This is a genomic window from Klebsiella sp. F11 (genome assembly GCF_056712265.1).
In genome coordinates this window covers 510,265-525,980 of sequence record NZ_CM160060.1, presented here as the reverse complement: position 1 = coordinate 525,980, position 15,716 = coordinate 510,265, and the positions used below count along the sequence as shown (strand labels likewise).

Below are 15,716 nucleotides of genomic sequence, written 5' to 3'. Positions count from 1 at the left end.
CTGAAGCCAGTCAAAAATTTTGATTTACCCGCATTGCTTCACACATTTGACTGATTCATGTAACAAATAATTTAAGGTTTGCTATCTTAATCAGCGAGCAAACCAAATCCTCAGGTTGTGCCCTGTAAAAAATATCTCTAAAAATTGTGGCGCAACGACTGGTTCCCTGGTGTTGGCGCAGTGTTCGCGCACCCCGGTTTATCCGGGGTCATTTTTTATCTGCCGCCGCAACCCACGCCTTCAGCACCGCCGCATCGTTCTGCCACTCCGATTTCATCTCTTCAACCCATTCACCAACGTTATCTGACCACGCGGGCAGATCCGGGGTCTGAATCTGCTGTCCAAGCTGCTGAATATGGCGCAGGCCGATTGAGCCCGCAGCGCCCTTAATCTTATGGCCCTCATCGACAATCCCTTTCTGGTCGCGGGCGGTCAGGTTGGACTCCAGCACCGCCAGATAGCCAGGCATCATCTTCTCGAAAACCGCCAGCCCGTCGCTGATAAGCTTCGGCCCCACCAGCTCGATGTACTGTTCCAGCATCGGAATATCCAGCACCGACGCCGATTTAGCCGCATCAGCGGCCGGCGCCTCATCTTCGTCGTCTTCCGGCGAATCCCAGAACTTTTTAATAATTGCGGTGAGCGCCGGGACCGACAGCGGTTTACTCAGCACATCATCCATGCCGGCGTCCAGGTACTCTTTTTTGTCCTTCAGGACGTTAGCCGTCAGCGCCACCAGCGGCGGCAGCTCGTCGGCGGCATATTGCTGCTTGAGCTGACGGGAAATGTCCAGCCCGGTCATATCCGGCAGCTGAATATCCAGCAGCACCAGGTCATATTCACCGGGTTCGAACATCTCCAGCGCGGCCTTACCGGTCATCGCCACGTCGACGCTGTTGCCCAGCTTTTCCAGCACCGAGCGGGCGACAATCACGTTCAGCTCAATATCCTCGACCAGCAGCACGTTCAGCGCCGGGAGCGGCATTTCATCGTCCGCCAGGGTGTCTTCGACTTCCTCCGCCACCGCCGGCGCATGCACGGTTAAGGTAAAGGTTGCGCCCTGTCCCGGCTGGCTGGCGACGTTGATATCGCCGCCCATGTTGCGCGCCAGCCGGCGCGACACCGCGAGGCCAATCCCGGTGCCGGTGGCAGGTTTCCCGCCGTGGCTATCCTTAACCTGATAGTACATGGCAAAGATTTTATCCTGCTCCGCCTGCGGAATACCGATACCGGAATCCTCAACCTCGAAGTGCAGAATATTGCCCTCATCGTAGCGAATGCGGACGGTCACGCTGCCGCCCTGCGGGGTAAATTTGACCGCGTTGCTGATGAGGTTCCACAGGATCTGCCGCAGGCGCGTGCCGTCGGTGATCACCTTATGCGGCAGCGGGAGCGTCGGATCCATCACCAGGCGCAGGCCTTTCTGCTGCGCCTGCAGGCCGGAGAGATTTTCGAGGTCGGCGAGGAAGCTGGTGAAGTCGACCGGCTGATTATCGAGCTGGACCTTACGCCGCTCCATCTTATCCATATCGATAATATCGTTGAAGATATTGCCCAGCGTCACCGCCGATACGTGGATCGTTTTCAGGTATTTTTCCTGCTCGCCGGTAAGTTCGGTATCCAGCAGGATGCGGCTGAGCCCCACGATGCCGTTAAGCGGCGTACGCAGCTCGTGGCTGATGGTAGAGATAAAGGTCGTCTTATCTCGGCTGGCGCGCTCCAGCGCGTCCTGATAGCGCTTACGTTCGGTAATATCGCGGCCGAAGCCCATCAGGCCACGGCGTTTACCGACGCGATCGTAGTAGGGAACCTTGCGGATTTCAAAGCAGGCTTTGCGCCCGTCCGGGTAATCCAGCCACTGTTCATAGGTCAGAGAGACGTTATGCCGGAATACCTTCTCATCCGTTTCCAGCACTTTCTCCGCCGCTTCCTCGTTATAGACATCCTGCGGCTTGAGGTGGATAAGCTGCTTCTCGCTCTTACCCGTCAGCAGCTCCATCGCGCGGTTACAGCCGGAAAACTCTTTATCTTCATTGCGATAGAAAACAAGGTCCGGCGAAGCGTCGAGGAATGAGCGCAGGAAGGAGGACTGCTGTTCGAGCTGAATTTGCGTCTCTTCACGCTCTTTCATCTCGATTTTCAGCTGTTCCAGCGTCGTTTCGCGTTCGGCTTCCGCCTTCTCGCGCTCGCCAATCTCCTGATTGAGCTGGGCGATGTTGTCCTTGAGCTGCACGTTGAGCGTCAGATCCCGCTCGCGCATCTCTTCCAGCTTATCCACCAGCCTCGAGAGGCGCTGCCGCGACTCCTCCAGCTGCTCAACCACCACCGACAGAAAGTAGACCGCCCACGGGGTAATCAGCAGGCCAAAGAAGATAGAGCGGATCACATCGATGCTTTCGACCTGGCCGTGCAGCACCATCGTAACGGCCATCTGCACCACAATCGCCAGCACCACCAGGGCCAGGGCTAACAGCATGGAAAAACGCACCAGACCCAGCTTCATCATCAGGTCAACATAGTACTGCGCCAGCATACGGATTTGCTTCATAAGGGATTCCTTCGCCACAACTGTGCACAATAATACCCAATTCTGAGCAAGGCGCCGTAAGTTGTGCGAAAAATGCCGATCCTCTTCATACTTCAGGCCGCGCGGCGCGGTGTTATTCACGGGCTATGCGGCGGTCGGGTTCCACGCGCGACCCAGCGCCGAACCCTGCACGCCGTGCTGGTGCAGATAGCGGTCCAGTTCAACCATCCCGGTCCAGCGATTTTCGCACCACAGCGGCGCCAGCAGGGTTGGACGGCGGGCGCTGGCGGAGATGCGGTGATAAATCACCTCCGGCGGCGTATGGCGAATCATCTCTCCGGCGGTCACGGTATAGTCATCCAGCGCAATGCCGTTAAGACGCCCGGCCTGCCAGGCTTTCGCCATAATGCTGCCGGTGACGATATGCAGCGGATGCAGCTTGATGCCATCCACGCCGGTTCCGACAACCTGCTCCAGCGTTTGCAGGCAGTGGCCCTGCCCTTCGCCCGGCAGCCCGACAATCAAATGTGAACACACCTTCAGCCCGCGCGCCCTCGCCAGCCGGGTCGTGCGCTGATAGCAGGCAAAATCATGGCCGCGGTTGATGCGATGCAGCGTTTTGTCATGCGCCGTTTGCAAGCCCAGCTCCAGCCACACTTCGTAACCCTGCTCCCGATACGCCGTCAACAGGTCCAGCACCGCCTCGGGAACGCAGTCCGGACGGGTGCCAACGCAGAGCCCGACGATATTGGCCTGGCTCACCGCCTGCTGATACATAGAACGCAGCACCTGCACTTCGGCAAAGGTGCTGGTGTAGGCCTGAAAATAAGCCAGATAGCGTTTCGCGCGGTTAACCCGCTGCGCCTGCAGCGCCAGCTGCTCGGCAATCGAACTGTGCTGCTGCTCTTCGTCGGCAAAAGAAGCGACATTGCAGAACGTACAGCCCCCTCTGCCGATGGTGCCATCGCGATTTGGGCAGCTAAATCCACCATGCAGCGTCAGTTTATGTACCTTTTCGCCATAGCGACGCGTAAGATCCCCACCAAACATATTGACTAATTTTTGTAACTGCATAATCTGATAGACCGGCCTGAAGAAAGGGGCCAAGCCTGCCATTTTTAGTCACCTACGGCGATGACCTGGATCAATCGTCAGAGTGACCGCTTATCTCATTGCATAACCACTCAATATAACTGCAATTTCATTCACGATTTCTATGATGACTTTTCCTTATACTTAACCTCTGGTTTGCCATTATCTTCGCCGGGGTCAAAAATAGTGTTATTTCTGGCTTCATAGATAATAAGCAGATAAATATTCTGCAATAAAAAGACACTTCAGCACAGAACGATAATGTTCCGCTATCGATATAGTGAGACAGATCACACTAGATTACGCTTTCCGGTACGTTTCAATAGCGTTAAAAAACCATTAATATCTTTAATAATCATAACATTAAACACCACATAGCACATTTTTGTATAAATAAGATTGCCATTTGACGTAGGTGTGGATTCCCGATAAGTTGGGAATCCGCTGGAAGCTTTCTGGATGAGCTCTCTGCTCATCATATTTATGCAGTAATTGAGATTCCCTCTTACAGCAAGTCCTCAAACTTGCGTACCGATGCGAAAAGGATTTAAAGAGGGCGAATGCGAGGTGCAAACCCCGTCGCCATGCTCTTTCTGTGCCCGTGCGCAATAGGTATCGGAGGGTGTCCCGTAGAGCCTGGGGAGGTTCACTGATATGTTGTACGATAAATCCCTTGAGAGGGATAACTGTGGTTTCGGCCTGATCGCCCACATAGAAGGCGAACCTAGCCACAAGGTAGTGCGTACCGCTATACACGCACTGGCCCGAATGCAGCACCGCGGCGCGATTCTTGCCGATGGAAAAACCGGCGACGGTTGTGGCTTGCTGCTGCAAAAACCCGATCGTTTCTTCCGTATCGTTGCGGAAGAACGCGGCTGGCGTTTAGCCAAAAATTACGCCGTTGGGATGCTGTTCCTTAATAAAGATCCTGAACTGGCCGCTGCCTCGCGCCGCATCGTAGAAGAAGAACTGCAACGTGAAACCCTGTCCATCGTCGGCTGGCGCGAAGTGCCAACCAATGACGGGGTTCTCGGTGAAATCGCCCTCTCCTCGCTGCCCCGTATTGAACAAATTTTTGTTAACGCACCGGCAGGCTGGCGCCCGCGCGATATGGAACGTCGCCTGTTCATCGCGCGTCGTCGCCTTGAAAAACGCCTGCAGGATGATAAAGATTTTTACGTTTGCAGCCTGTCGAACCTGGTGAATATCTATAAAGGTCTGTGTATGCCGGCGGATTTGCCGCGCTTCTACCTGGACCTTGCGGACCTGCGTCTGGAGTCGGCAATCTGCCTGTTCCACCAGCGCTTTTCCACCAACACCGTGCCGCGCTGGCCGCTGGCGCAGCCGTTCCGCTACCTGGCGCACAACGGCGAAATCAACACCATCACCGGCAACCGCCAGTGGGCGCGCGCGCGTACCTATAAGTTCCAGACTCCGCTGATCCCCGATCTGCACGATGCCGCACCGTTCGTCAACGAAACGGGCTCGGATTCCAGCTCGATGGATAACATGCTGGAGCTGCTGCTGGCAGGCGGGATGGATATCGTTCGCGCGATGCGCCTGCTCGTTCCGCCGGCCTGGCAGAACAACCCGGATATGGATCCGGAGCTGCGCGCGTTCTTCGACTTTAACTCCATGCATATGGAGCCGTGGGACGGCCCGGCGGGCATCGTCATGTCCGATGGGCGCTACGCTGCCTGTAACCTCGACCGTAACGGTCTGCGCCCGGCGCGCTACGTCATCACCAAAGATAAGCTGATCACCTGCGCGTCCGAAGTGGGCATCTGGGATTATCAGCCTGATGAAGTGGTTGAAAAAGGCCGCGTGGGTCCTGGCGAACTGATGGTTATCGATACCCGCGGTGGCCGTATTCTGCACTCGGCGGAAACCGACGACGACCTGAAAAGCCGCCATCCTTACAAAGAATGGATGGAGAAAAACGTTCGTCGCCTGGTGCCGTTCGAAGACCTGCCTGACGAAGACGTTGGCAGCCGCCAGCTGGATGACGATACCCTCGCCAGCTATCAGAAACAGTTTAACTACAGCTCTGAAGAGCTGGACTCCGTGCTGCGCGTGCTGGGCGAGAACGGCCAGGAAGCCGTCGGCTCCATGGGCGACGACACGCCTTTCGCCGTGCTCTCCAGCCAGCCGCGTATTATTTACGACTACTTCCGTCAGCAGTTCGCGCAGGTAACAAACCCGCCGATCGACCCGCTGCGTGAAGCGCACGTGATGTCTCTGGCCACCAGCATTGGCCGCGAAATGAACGTCTTCTGCGAAGCGGAAGGCCAGGCGCACCGCCTGAGCTTCAAATCGCCGATTCTGCTGTACTCTGATTTCAAACAGCTCACCACCATGAAAGAGGAGCACTATCGCGCCGACACCCTGGATATCACCTTCAACGCCACGGAAACGACCCTGGCCGAGACGGTGAAGGCGCTGTGCGACAAAGCGGAACAGATGGTACGCAACGGTACGGTACTGCTGGTGCTCTCGGATCGTAACATTGCCAAAGATCGCCTGCCGGTACCGGCGCCAATGGCGGTCGGCGCCATCCAGACTCGTCTGGTCGATAAGAGCCTGCGCTGTGACGCCAACATCATTGTTGAAACCGCCAGCGCCCGCGACCCGCACCACTTCTCGGTCCTGCTGGGCTTCGGCGCGACGGCTATCTATCCGTATCTGGCCTATGAAACCCTGGCAAGACTGGTCGATAGCAAAGCCATCGATAAAGATTACCGCACGGTGATGCTGAACTACCGCAACGGCATCAACAAAGGTCTCTACAAGATCATGTCGAAGATGGGTATTTCGACCATCGCCTCATATCGCTGTTCGAAGCTGTTTGAAGCCGTCGGCCTGCATCGCGAAGTCTCCGACCTCTGTTTCTTCGGCGTAGTGAGCCGCATCGGCGGCGCGGGCTTCGAGGACTTCCAGCAGGATCTGCTGAACCTGTCGAAACGCGCCTGGCTGGTACGCAAGCCGCTGGTTCAGGGCGGGCTGCTGAAATACGTTCACGGTGGCGAATATCACGCCTATAACCCGGACGTCGTACGCACCCTGCAGCAGGCGGTTCAGAGCGGCGAATACCGCGATTACCAGCAGTATTCTCAGCTGGTCAACGAGCGCCCGGCCGCTACGCTGCGCGATCTGCTGGCGCTGAATCCTGGCGATGAAGCGATCGATATCGCGCAAGTTGAGCCGGCACAAGAGCTGTACAAACGCTTCGATACCGCGGCCATGTCTATCGGTGCATTGAGCCCGGAAGCGCATGAGTCTCTGGCGGAAGCGATGAACGGCATCGGCGGCTTCTCCAACTCCGGCGAAGGCGGCGAAGACCCGGCGCGCTACGGTACCAACAAAGTGTCGCGCATCAAGCAGGTTGCTTCCGGCCGCTTCGGCGTCACTCCGGCTTACCTGGTTAACGCCGACGTTATTCAGATTAAAGTCGCTCAGGGCGCAAAACCGGGCGAAGGTGGCCAGCTGCCGGGGGATAAAGTCACCCCGTACATTGCCAAACTGCGCTACTCGGTACCGGGCGTCACGCTGATTTCGCCGCCGCCGCATCACGATATCTACTCGATCGAAGATCTGGCGCAGCTGATTTTTGACCTCAAACAGGTCAATCCGAAAGCGATGATTTCAGTGAAGCTGGTCTCCGAGCCGGGCGTTGGCACCATCGCGACCGGCGTGGCGAAAGCCTATGCCGACCTTATCACCATCGCCGGCTATGATGGCGGTACCGGCGCCAGCCCGCTCTCTTCGGTGAAGTATGCGGGATGTCCGTGGGAGCTGGGCCTGGTGGAAACCCAGCAGGCGCTGGTGGCCAACGGCCTGCGGCATAAGATTCGCCTGCAGGTGGACGGTGGTCTGAAAACCGGCCTCGACATCATCAAAGCGGCGATCCTCGGCGCGGAAAGCTTCGGCTTTGGCACCGGTCCGATGGTAGCGCTGGGCTGTAAATATCTGCGTATTTGCCACCTGAACAACTGCGCAACCGGCGTAGCGACCCAGGATGACAAACTGCGTAAGAACCACTACCACGGCCTGCCGTTCAAAGTGACCAACTACTTTGAATTCATCGCCCGCGAAACCCGCGAGCTGATGGCCCAGCTGGGCGTGAAGCGTCTGGTGGATCTGATTGGTCGCACCGATCTGCTGAAGGTGCTGGACGGCTTTACCGCGAAGCAGCAGAAGCTGGATCTGTCAAAACTGCTGGAAACCGCCGAGCCGCATGCGGGCAAAGCGCTGTACTGCACCGAGAACAACCCGCCGTTTGATAACGGCGTGCTGAACGCGCAGCTGCTACAGCAGGCGAAACCGTTCGTTGACGGCAAGCAGAGCAAAACGTTCTGGTTTGACATCCGCAATACCGACCGTTCCGTTGGCGCTTCGCTGTCAGGCTACATTGCCCAGACTCACGGCGACCAGGGGCTGGCTGCCGACCCGATTACCGCTCACTTCAGCGGTACCGCGGGCCAGAGCTTCGGCGTGTGGAACGCCGGCGGCGTGGAGCTGCACCTGACCGGCGATGCGAACGACTACGTGGGTAAAGGTATGGCCGGCGGCCTGCTCGCCATTCGTCCTCCGGTAGGCTCCGCCTTCCGCAGCCATGAAGCGAGCATCATCGGCAATACCTGCCTGTACGGCGCGACCGGCGGTCGTCTGTACGCTGCAGGCCGCGCGGGTGAACGTTTTGCGGTACGTAACTCCGGCGCCATTACCGTCGTTGAAGGCATCGGCGATAACGGCTGCGAGTACATGACCGGCGGCATCGTCTGCGTAATCGGTAAAACCGGCGTCAACTTTGGCGCAGGGATGACCGGCGGCTTCGCCTATGTGCTGGATGAAGCCGGCGACTTCCGCAAACGCGTGAACCCGGAGCTGGTGGAAGTGCTCGACGTTGACTCTCTTGCTATCCACGAAGAGCATCTGCGTGGTTTGATTACCGAACACGTGCAGCTGACCGGCTCGTCACGCGGGGAAGAGATCCTGGCCAACTGGCCGGCCTTCTCGGCGAAGTTCGCGCTGGTTAAACCAAAGTCCAGCGATGTTAAAGCACTGTTGGGTCACCGTAGTCGTAGCGCAGCAGAGCTGCGTGTGCAGGCGCAGTAAGGAATTCAGATGAGCCAGAACGTATACCAGTTTATCGACTTACAGCGCGTTGATCCGCCAAAAAAGCCGCTGAAGATCCGTAAAATTGAATTTGTTGAGATTTACGAGCCGTTTTCAGAGGGCCAGGCTAAGGCGCAGGCAGACCGCTGCCTCTCCTGCGGCAACCCGTACTGTGAATGGAAGTGCCCGGTTCACAACTACATCCCTAACTGGCTGAAGCTGGCCAACGAAGGGCGTATTTTTGAAGCGGCGGAGCTGTCGCATCAGACCAACACCCTGCCGGAAGTATGCGGCCGCGTGTGCCCGCAGGACCGCCTGTGTGAAGGTTCCTGTACGCTGAACGATGAGTTTGGCGCCGTGACCATCGGCAATATCGAGCGCTATATCAACGATAAAGCGTTCGAGATGGGCTGGCGTCCCGACCTTTCCGGCGTCAAGCAGGTCGGCAAAACCGTCGCCATCATCGGCGCGGGCCCGGCGGGCCTCGCCTGCGCTGACGTCCTGACCCGTAACGGCGTGAAGGCGGTGGTATTCGACCGCCATCCGGAAATCGGCGGCCTGCTGACCTTCGGCATTCCGGCATTTAAGCTGGAAAAAGAGGTTATGACCCGCCGCCGGGAAATTTTCACCGGCATGGGGATTGAGTTCAAACTCAACGTCGAAGTGGGCCGTGACGTTCAGCTCGACGATCTGCTGAAAGAGTACGATGCCGTGTTCCTCGGCGTAGGCACCTATCAGTCGATGCGCGGCGGGCTGGAAAACGAAGATGCGAACGGCGTGTATGATGCCCTGCCGTTCCTGATTGCCAACACCAAGCAGACGATGGGCTTTGGCGAAACGCCGGAGGAGCCTTACGTCAGCATGGAAGGCAAACGCGTCGTAGTTCTCGGCGGCGGCGACACCGCAATGGACTGCGTGCGCACCTCCATCCGCCAGGGCGCAACTCACGTTATCTGCGCCTACCGTCGTGATGAAGAGAACATGCCGGGCTCCAAACGCGAAGTGAAAAACGCGCGTGAAGAGGGCGTGGAGTTCCAGTTCAACGTTCAGCCGCTGGGCATTGAAGTGAATGCCAACGGTAAAGTGTGCGGCGTGAAGATGGCGCGCACCGAGATGGGCCAGCCGGATGCGAAGGGCCGCCGCCGGGCCGAAATCGTTGCCGGTTCCGAACACGTTATTCCGGTAGATGCGGTGGTTATGGCGTTTGGCTTCCGTCCGCACAGCATGGAGTGGCTGGCGAAACACAGCGTTGAGCTCGACTCACAGGGCCGTATTATTGCCCCGGAAGGTAACGAAAACGCGTTCCAGACCAGCAATCCGAAGATCTTCGCCGGCGGTGATATCGTCCGCGGCTCCGATCTGGTGGTAACGGCGATTGCCGAAGGCCGCAAAGCGGCTGACGGGATCCTCAACTACCTGGAAGTGTAACCTGCTCACGCCATGAGAAATAAGGCCGGATAAATATTTTATCCGGCTTTTTTTATGCGCTCAGAAGACTGGCGCGCACCTTCACGACCACCTTCTTAATCTCTTCTGCTTTCTCCATCACGCAGCCCGGCTTGTGGGGCTCACCCGGCATAAAGACCGCAAACATTCCCGACGTCAACGTGACGTCCTGCGCGTTCGCTATCTCCGAGCAAAGCTGATAATCCTCCTCAGCGTGCCATTCGTCGCACTGGCGCGCAGAACCTGCAATGCCACACAAAATGCGCTCCCCGCCTGCGAGCAGTAATTGAATATCGATAAACTGTTCATGCAATTCAGCCCGTTTTTGCTCCGGTGGCTGAGTGGTAAACTGCATCACATTCATAAAGATACTCTCGCCACGCAGCGCATAATGCCCCGGCGCTTTCTCCTGCGGACGGGCGGCCAGCGCCAGCGTCAGCGCGTCTTCCAGCACCGGGTGTAAACCTGCGCCGTGAAGCGAGGGGATTTCACTGATGACCATTGTTTGCTCCCTGTGCCAGCAATGCGGCACCCAGTAATCCGGCATCGTGCCGGTAATGTGCCGCGCTCAGTGCGACCTGATAGATCGAGGGCATCTGCGCCAGGCACTCTTGCACCAGGGCAAGATAACCCGGTGCCAGACCGATGCTGCCGCCCATCACCACGCGCTGGCAGTCGGTGGTGGCTTTCACATCGGCAATCAGCCGGGCCAGCGTCTGCGCCGAGCGTTGAACCAACGCTCGCGCCTGCTCATGCCCCTTCGCTGCCTGGGCAAAAATGGCCTTTGCATCGCATCCGGCAAGCTCGCCCTGCGCGGCTGAGGCAATCCCTCGACCAGAAGCAATGGATTCCACGCACCCCACTCGCCCACAACCGCACACCGGCCCATGAGGATCGGCTAAGGTGTGGCCGAGATGACCCGCCAACCCGTCACGCCCGGTGAGCAGCGCCCCTCTGCTTACCACGCCGCCGCCCACGCCTGTGGAGACGGTGATAAACACCATCTCGCTGATGTCCTCCTCGCAGGCCTGAAATTCCGCCCACGCCGCCGCCTGCGCATCGTTCACCGCCAGCGTGGGCATCCCCGTCAGCGCTTCCAGCGTGGAGACCAGCGGGAAATGCAGCAGGCCGCCAAGGTTTTGCGGGTTGATTGCCAGTAATGTGCCTTCACGAATAATCCCGGTGGACGCAATCGCCACCTGCCGGACACGGGATTTGAGCGGCTCAACCAGCGTTTGCAGTGCAGCACGTAAGGCGTCTGGCGTTTTGCTGCCCGGTGTGGGCATCTCGCGGCGCTCATGGATGTTCAGGTTGCTGTCGACCCGCGCGGCGGCAAGCTTGGTGCCGCCAATATCAATCGCCAGCACGCTCATTTTCCCGCCTCCGAAAGCGCATCGCAGTACCACTGGCAGATGTGCTCCAGCCGGGTAATGGCCGATCCGACCGTCACTGCCCAGGCCCCGTGCTGTTTCGCCTGCGCCGCCGATTCCGGCGAGTTATATCGCCCTTCCGCCATCACCAGACACCCTGCCTGGCTCAGTGCGGCGACCAGCGCCAGATCCGGCGCCTTCGGCACCTCTTGCGCGATGTAGCCAGAAAGCGTGGTGCCAATCAGCTCCGCGCCCAGACTCTGGCACAGCAGCCCATCGCTCTCGCTGGAGCAGTCCGCCATCGCAATACGCCCGTGGTGATGAATACGTTCCAGCAACGCCGCCACAGAAACCGGGCGAGCACGCTCGGTGCCGTCGACCGCGATAATATCCGCACCGGCCCCGGCCAGCGCATCAACATCCTCCAGGAAGGGGGTAATACGCACCAGCGAATCGGGCAAATCACGCTTAATGATGCCGATAATCGGCAACGTGACGACAGCTCGAACGGCGCGCAGGTTATCAAGGCCTTCGATCCGCAGCGCCACCGCCCCAGCCTGCTCGGTGGCCAGCGCCATGGCGGCTACAATCTCAGGCTTGTCCAGCGGACTTGCCGGAACAGGCTGGCAGGAGACCACCAGCCCGCCCTGACGGTGAATCAACGTCTCCATTCGCGCAATCAACGACATAGGGTCTTATCCTTTTGTGTTCAGTAAGCCGTTTTTGTTGCCGTCGCGGGTTATCGCCCCGCTCAACGGTTTGCCGTCGATGGCATCGTGGGTGCGCAGCGCCTCCGGACGCAGCCAGCGCTGCACGCGTGACGGCATATCCAGACCAATCAACAGGATAACGACGAACGTCAGGCTAAAGGAGAGCGATCCCAGCGCCGTCCCGAGAGCCAGCCGTTGGGCAATCACGGCACCGAGGATCGGAGCCAGCGCGCCGCCCAGCGCTCCCACGTTGTAGGTGAACCCCAGTCCTGCCGCACGCTGATCGGTGTCGAAATAGCCCCCGATCAGTTTAGGCAAAATGCCCGAGATCCCCTGGCCCAGCATTTGCTGGAAGAAGAGCAGAAAACCGAGCACCCAGACGCTGTTGCCGCCAATGGCAAACACCGGAATAATCAGGATCTGTGAGGCCAGCAGGCTACACACATAAGCTTTGCGGGTGCCAAGCCAGTCGCCCAAAAAACCGCCCACGCAGCAGCCGACCGCCGCACCGAAGCCGCTAAAGAAAAGCACCCTGGCAACGGTCGAAGGAGAGTAGGCCAGTTCCGTTTTCAGATAAGTTGGCAGCAACGCCTGAATGGGCCAGGAGTAGAGGAAAGCAAAGAGCACCACCACCATCAACATAACGCCCGTCGGCCAGCGCTTGCCACTGCTCTGCACCATAAAGCTGATAAAGATGCCCGCACACACCAGCCCGAGAATCGCCACCAGCGCAGCATTTTTCATTTCTCCGGCAAAGCAGTACCACAGCGATGTGGCCGCAATGACCGTCATCAGCACGTTTATGACCTGATTTTTACCCCGGTAGAGGATGTCCACCATGGTGCGCACCGGCGTTTTGCCTTCATGTTTTTCTTTCCAGTCTTCGGCTTCTGGAATGTTTTTTCGCAGCCAGAGAGCAAAGATAATCGGCAGGATGCCGATGAAGAATAGCGCACGCCATCCCCAGACCGGCACCACCAGGCTATAGACCTGTGCTGCAACAACCCCCCCAACGGAAAAACCGGAAATTAAAAATCCGCTCGCCTTGTTGCGCATTTGCTTAGGCCAGCTTTCAATCACATAGGTCGCGCTGGAGCCGTATTCCCCCGCCATCCCCATGCCGATAACCAGACGGGCAATAAACATGGTGGTGAAACCCGGTGCCAGGCCGCAGGCCAGGGTGCCGACGGAGAAGAGAATAATACTGGTGACCATCGCGAGGCGGCGCCCGTACCTGTCCCCCATCGCGCCTAACATCAGGCCGCCAAACCAGCGGGAGATGAACGCCGCAGAGATCAGGCTCGCCGCCTGAACCGTGGTCAGGCCAAACTCACTTTGTACTTCAGTCAGAACAAGGGCAATCAGAACAAAATCGAAACCATCGAGCAGGTAACCCAGCCAGGCGGCAGAAAAGGCGCGCCATTGCGCCCGGTTAAGATGGCGATACCACGGGATGTTTTGGGTTGTTGTAATCATGTGACGCTCCCGACGAAATGTAGGGTGCCAGATACCCATACTCAGCATCTGGCACGAGATGTTATGCCTTTTCTGCAAGCAGTCTGTCTGCCAGGGCTTTCAGTTCTGGCAGATAGCGCTCATCCACCGGCGCAAACGGCTTACGGCAAAGCGGCACCGCCAGCACATCCATGTAATGCAGTACGGTTTTAAGCCCACGGAAAACACCGACCTTAATCAGCAAGTCGATAACCTCATTGCAGTTCGCCTGCAGGCGCTGAGCGGTGGTCACATCGCCCTCTTTCAGAGCTTTCGCAATGCCCATGTAGCGCCAGCCCATGATGTTATACGTGCTGCCGATGCCGCCATCTGCGCCCGCCATTAAGCCGGATGCAAAGATCTCGTCATATCCGTTATAGAGCACCAGATCCGGATGCGCGCGGCGGATCTGCTCCATCTGGAACAGATCACCCGAGGTTTGCTTGAGCGCGCCCACGCCCGGCAGGGTTACCAGGGTGTCGATTTGATCGAGGGTGAGCTTCACGCCGCTCAGCGCCGGGATGTTATAGACCACCATCGGCAGCCCGTCGGCCGCATTGGTGACCGCACGGTAGTGCGCGCAATGCTCTTCAAAGCTGAAAGGGTAGTAGAACGGCGTGACGGCCGACACCGCATCAAACCCGTAGCGGTTTGCGGCCTGCGCCAGCTGCTGGCTCTCATGGGTACTCACCGTGCCAACATGGGCAATCAGGGTGATTTTCCCTTTGGCCTCTTCGGCAACAATCTCCAGCACCTGTTCACGTTCAGCGATGCTCTGCACAAAGGCTTCGCCGGTCGATCCTCCCACGTACAGCCCGTCTATCCCCTGCTGAATGTTGAAACGCACCAGGCGGCGCAGGCTTTCGGTATCCAGTTTTTCACTGGCATCAAACGGCGTTAACAGCGCAGCCATCACGCCTCGTAATTGAGCGGTCATTGTCTTCTCCTGTTGCATCAAGTGATTTTTGACTATATACCTTTATACCTATTATACCACTGCAATTGATCGAGACTGGCGGGTGAAGATGCGAAATGCGATCTAACGCACTATAGGATCGAAAACGGGATCGTCAAAACGGGCGGCCTGAGGGGTTCAGGCGCGGGATTTTTGCTGTTTATCGAAGGCGTGCCAGGTGGCAAAAACACTGTTGAGGTGGAGGTGCAGCGCGGCGTCAGCGGCATCGGGATCGCGCTGACGAATGGCATTCACAATTTCGATATGCTGCTGATAGCTGAGGTTATTGTGCTGGTGTAACTCTTTTTCCGGCACCGTTGGGCGGGCGGCAATCAGCCAGTCGAGCAAGGCGACGTGGATGGTCAGAAAAATCGGGTTACCGGGGATCTCGGCGAGAACACGATGGAACTCCACGTCCGAGCGAATAAACAGGGCGTTGTCATCCAGTGACTGGCTGTTGAGCTCCAGGGCTTTGCTCAGGCGATCGAGCTGTTCATCCGTGGCGTGAGATGCGGCATGGCGCACCAGGCTGGATTCAAAAAAGAGGCGCAACTGCTCGAAGTGGGCAATACCGCCAGGCCGGGAGAGAAAATCTTTCGCCATGCCGGAGAGTTCACCGATGATGGTGTCTGCAGAAGGGCGCGACACGCGGGCGCGTTCGCCGTTGTTGATTTGCACCAGCCCTTTGCGTTTGAGCGCCGCCAGCGCTTCACGTACCGAAGGGCGGCCCACGTTGAAAAACTCCATCAGTTCACGTTCCGAGGGCAAGGCTTCACCTTCGGCAAATTCGCGACGGCGAATCATCTGCTCAAGCTCTTCTTCCACCATGTCCGACAGTTTTTTACGCGCCAGCGGTCGGCGACGCAAAGCGCGCCCGACGTTTTCAACGGTATTTTCTGGTTGGGGATCTGTTGCTTTCATAGCAGCCATGGTAGTGAAGAGTGACAAACGTGACAACAACTTCATCATATCACATGAATATCTGACTGGCGAAGTTAACGCCTGCC

At 57.8% G+C, this 15,716-nt stretch carries 10 protein-coding genes; 2 read left to right on the top strand and 8 right to left on the bottom strand.

What is annotated here, in order from left to right:
- Positions 1-208 precede the first annotated feature (208 nt).
- Both arcB and mnmL read right to left on the bottom strand, forming a co-directional pair.
- Positions 209-2,548 (bottom strand): aerobic respiration two-component sensor histidine kinase ArcB, encoded by a 2,340-nt coding sequence (arcB, locus tag AC1M2H_RS02660; protein ID WP_480150176.1) that lies wholly within the window; start codon positions 2,546-2,548, stop codon positions 209-211.
- Between the two features lie 123 nt (positions 2,549-2,671).
- Positions 2,672-3,601 (bottom strand): tRNA modification radical SAM protein MnmL/YtqA, encoded by a 930-nt coding sequence (gene mnmL, locus AC1M2H_RS02655; protein WP_480151824.1) that lies wholly within the window; start codon positions 3,599-3,601, stop codon positions 2,672-2,674.
- Between the two features lie 672 nt (positions 3,602-4,273).
- On the opposite strand from mnmL, the gene gltB reads away from it, so the two are divergent.
- Both gltB and AC1M2H_RS02645 read left to right on the top strand, forming a co-directional pair.
- Positions 4,274-8,734, top strand: coding sequence for a glutamate synthase large subunit (gltB, locus tag AC1M2H_RS02650; protein ID WP_480150175.1), 4,461 nt, complete (start codon positions 4,274-4,276; stop codon positions 8,732-8,734).
- 9 nt (positions 8,735-8,743) lie between these two features.
- Positions 8,744-10,162: a glutamate synthase small subunit gene (locus AC1M2H_RS02645; RefSeq protein WP_480150174.1), complete on the top strand. Its 1,419-nt coding sequence runs from the start codon at positions 8,744-8,746 to the stop codon at positions 10,160-10,162.
- Positions 10,163-10,214: 52 nt separating this feature from the next.
- Here the strand turns inward: AC1M2H_RS02645 and nanQ are convergent, their stop codons facing one another.
- From nanQ to nanR, 6 genes are all read right to left on the bottom strand, one after another.
- On the bottom strand, positions 10,215-10,682 hold the full coding sequence (gene nanQ / locus AC1M2H_RS02640; protein ID WP_480150173.1) for an N-acetylneuraminate anomerase: 468 nt from the start codon (positions 10,680-10,682) through the stop codon (positions 10,215-10,217).
- Positions 10,669-11,553, bottom strand: a complete 885-nt coding sequence (gene nanK / locus AC1M2H_RS02635) for an N-acetylmannosamine kinase (protein WP_480151823.1) — start codon at positions 11,551-11,553, stop codon at positions 10,669-10,671. Before nanK ends, nanQ begins: the two co-directional genes overlap by 14 nt.
- Positions 11,550-12,239 carry an N-acetylmannosamine-6-phosphate 2-epimerase gene (locus tag AC1M2H_RS02630; RefSeq protein WP_480150172.1) on the bottom strand — a complete coding sequence of 230 codons (690 nt, stop codon included), beginning with the start codon at positions 12,237-12,239 and terminating at the stop codon, positions 11,550-11,552. The genes nanK and AC1M2H_RS02630 overlap by 4 nt, the downstream gene beginning before the upstream one ends.
- 6 nt (positions 12,240-12,245) lie before the next feature.
- Entirely contained in the window at positions 12,246-13,736 is a 1,491-nt protein-coding gene (locus tag AC1M2H_RS02625; protein ID WP_480150171.1) for a sialate:H+ symport family MFS transporter, read from the bottom strand.
- A 61-nt stretch (positions 13,737-13,797) separates the two neighbouring features.
- Positions 13,798-14,691, bottom strand: coding sequence for an N-acetylneuraminate lyase (gene nanA / locus AC1M2H_RS02620; protein WP_480150170.1), 894 nt, complete (start codon positions 14,689-14,691; stop codon positions 13,798-13,800).
- A gap of 156 nt (positions 14,692-14,847) precedes the next feature.
- Complete coding sequence (gene nanR, locus AC1M2H_RS02615; protein WP_480150169.1) at positions 14,848-15,639, bottom strand: transcriptional regulator NanR; 792 nt, start codon at positions 15,637-15,639, stop codon at positions 14,848-14,850.
- Between the last annotated feature and the right edge of the window lie 77 nt (positions 15,640-15,716).

Coding starts and splice junctions, on each gene's coding strand:
- gltB (WP_480150175.1), top strand. CDS start 4,274: ATGTTGTACGATAAATCCCTTGAGAGGGATAACTGTGGTTTCGGCCTG.
- AC1M2H_RS02625 (WP_480150171.1), bottom strand. CDS start 13,736: ATGATTACAACAACCCAAAACATCCCGTGGTATCGCCATCTTAACCGG.
- AC1M2H_RS02630 (WP_480150172.1), bottom strand. CDS start 12,239: ATGTCGTTGATTGCGCGAATGGAGACGTTGATTCACCGTCAGGGCGGG.
- mnmL (WP_480151824.1), bottom strand. CDS start 3,601: ATGCAGTTACAAAAATTAGTCAATATGTTTGGTGGGGATCTTACGCGT.
- nanK (WP_480151823.1), bottom strand. CDS start 11,553: ATGAGCGTGCTGGCGATTGATATTGGCGGCACCAAGCTTGCCGCCGCG.
- nanR (WP_480150169.1), bottom strand. CDS start 15,639: ATGGCTGCTATGAAAGCAACAGATCCCCAACCAGAAAATACCGTTGAA.
- nanQ (WP_480150173.1), bottom strand. CDS start 10,682: ATGGTCATCAGTGAAATCCCCTCGCTTCACGGCGCAGGTTTACACCCG.
- nanA (WP_480150170.1), bottom strand. CDS start 14,691: ATGACCGCTCAATTACGAGGCGTGATGGCTGCGCTGTTAACGCCGTTT.
- arcB (WP_480150176.1), bottom strand. CDS start 2,548: ATGAAGCAAATCCGTATGCTGGCGCAGTACTATGTTGACCTGATGATG.
- AC1M2H_RS02645 (WP_480150174.1), top strand. CDS start 8,744: ATGAGCCAGAACGTATACCAGTTTATCGACTTACAGCGCGTTGATCCG.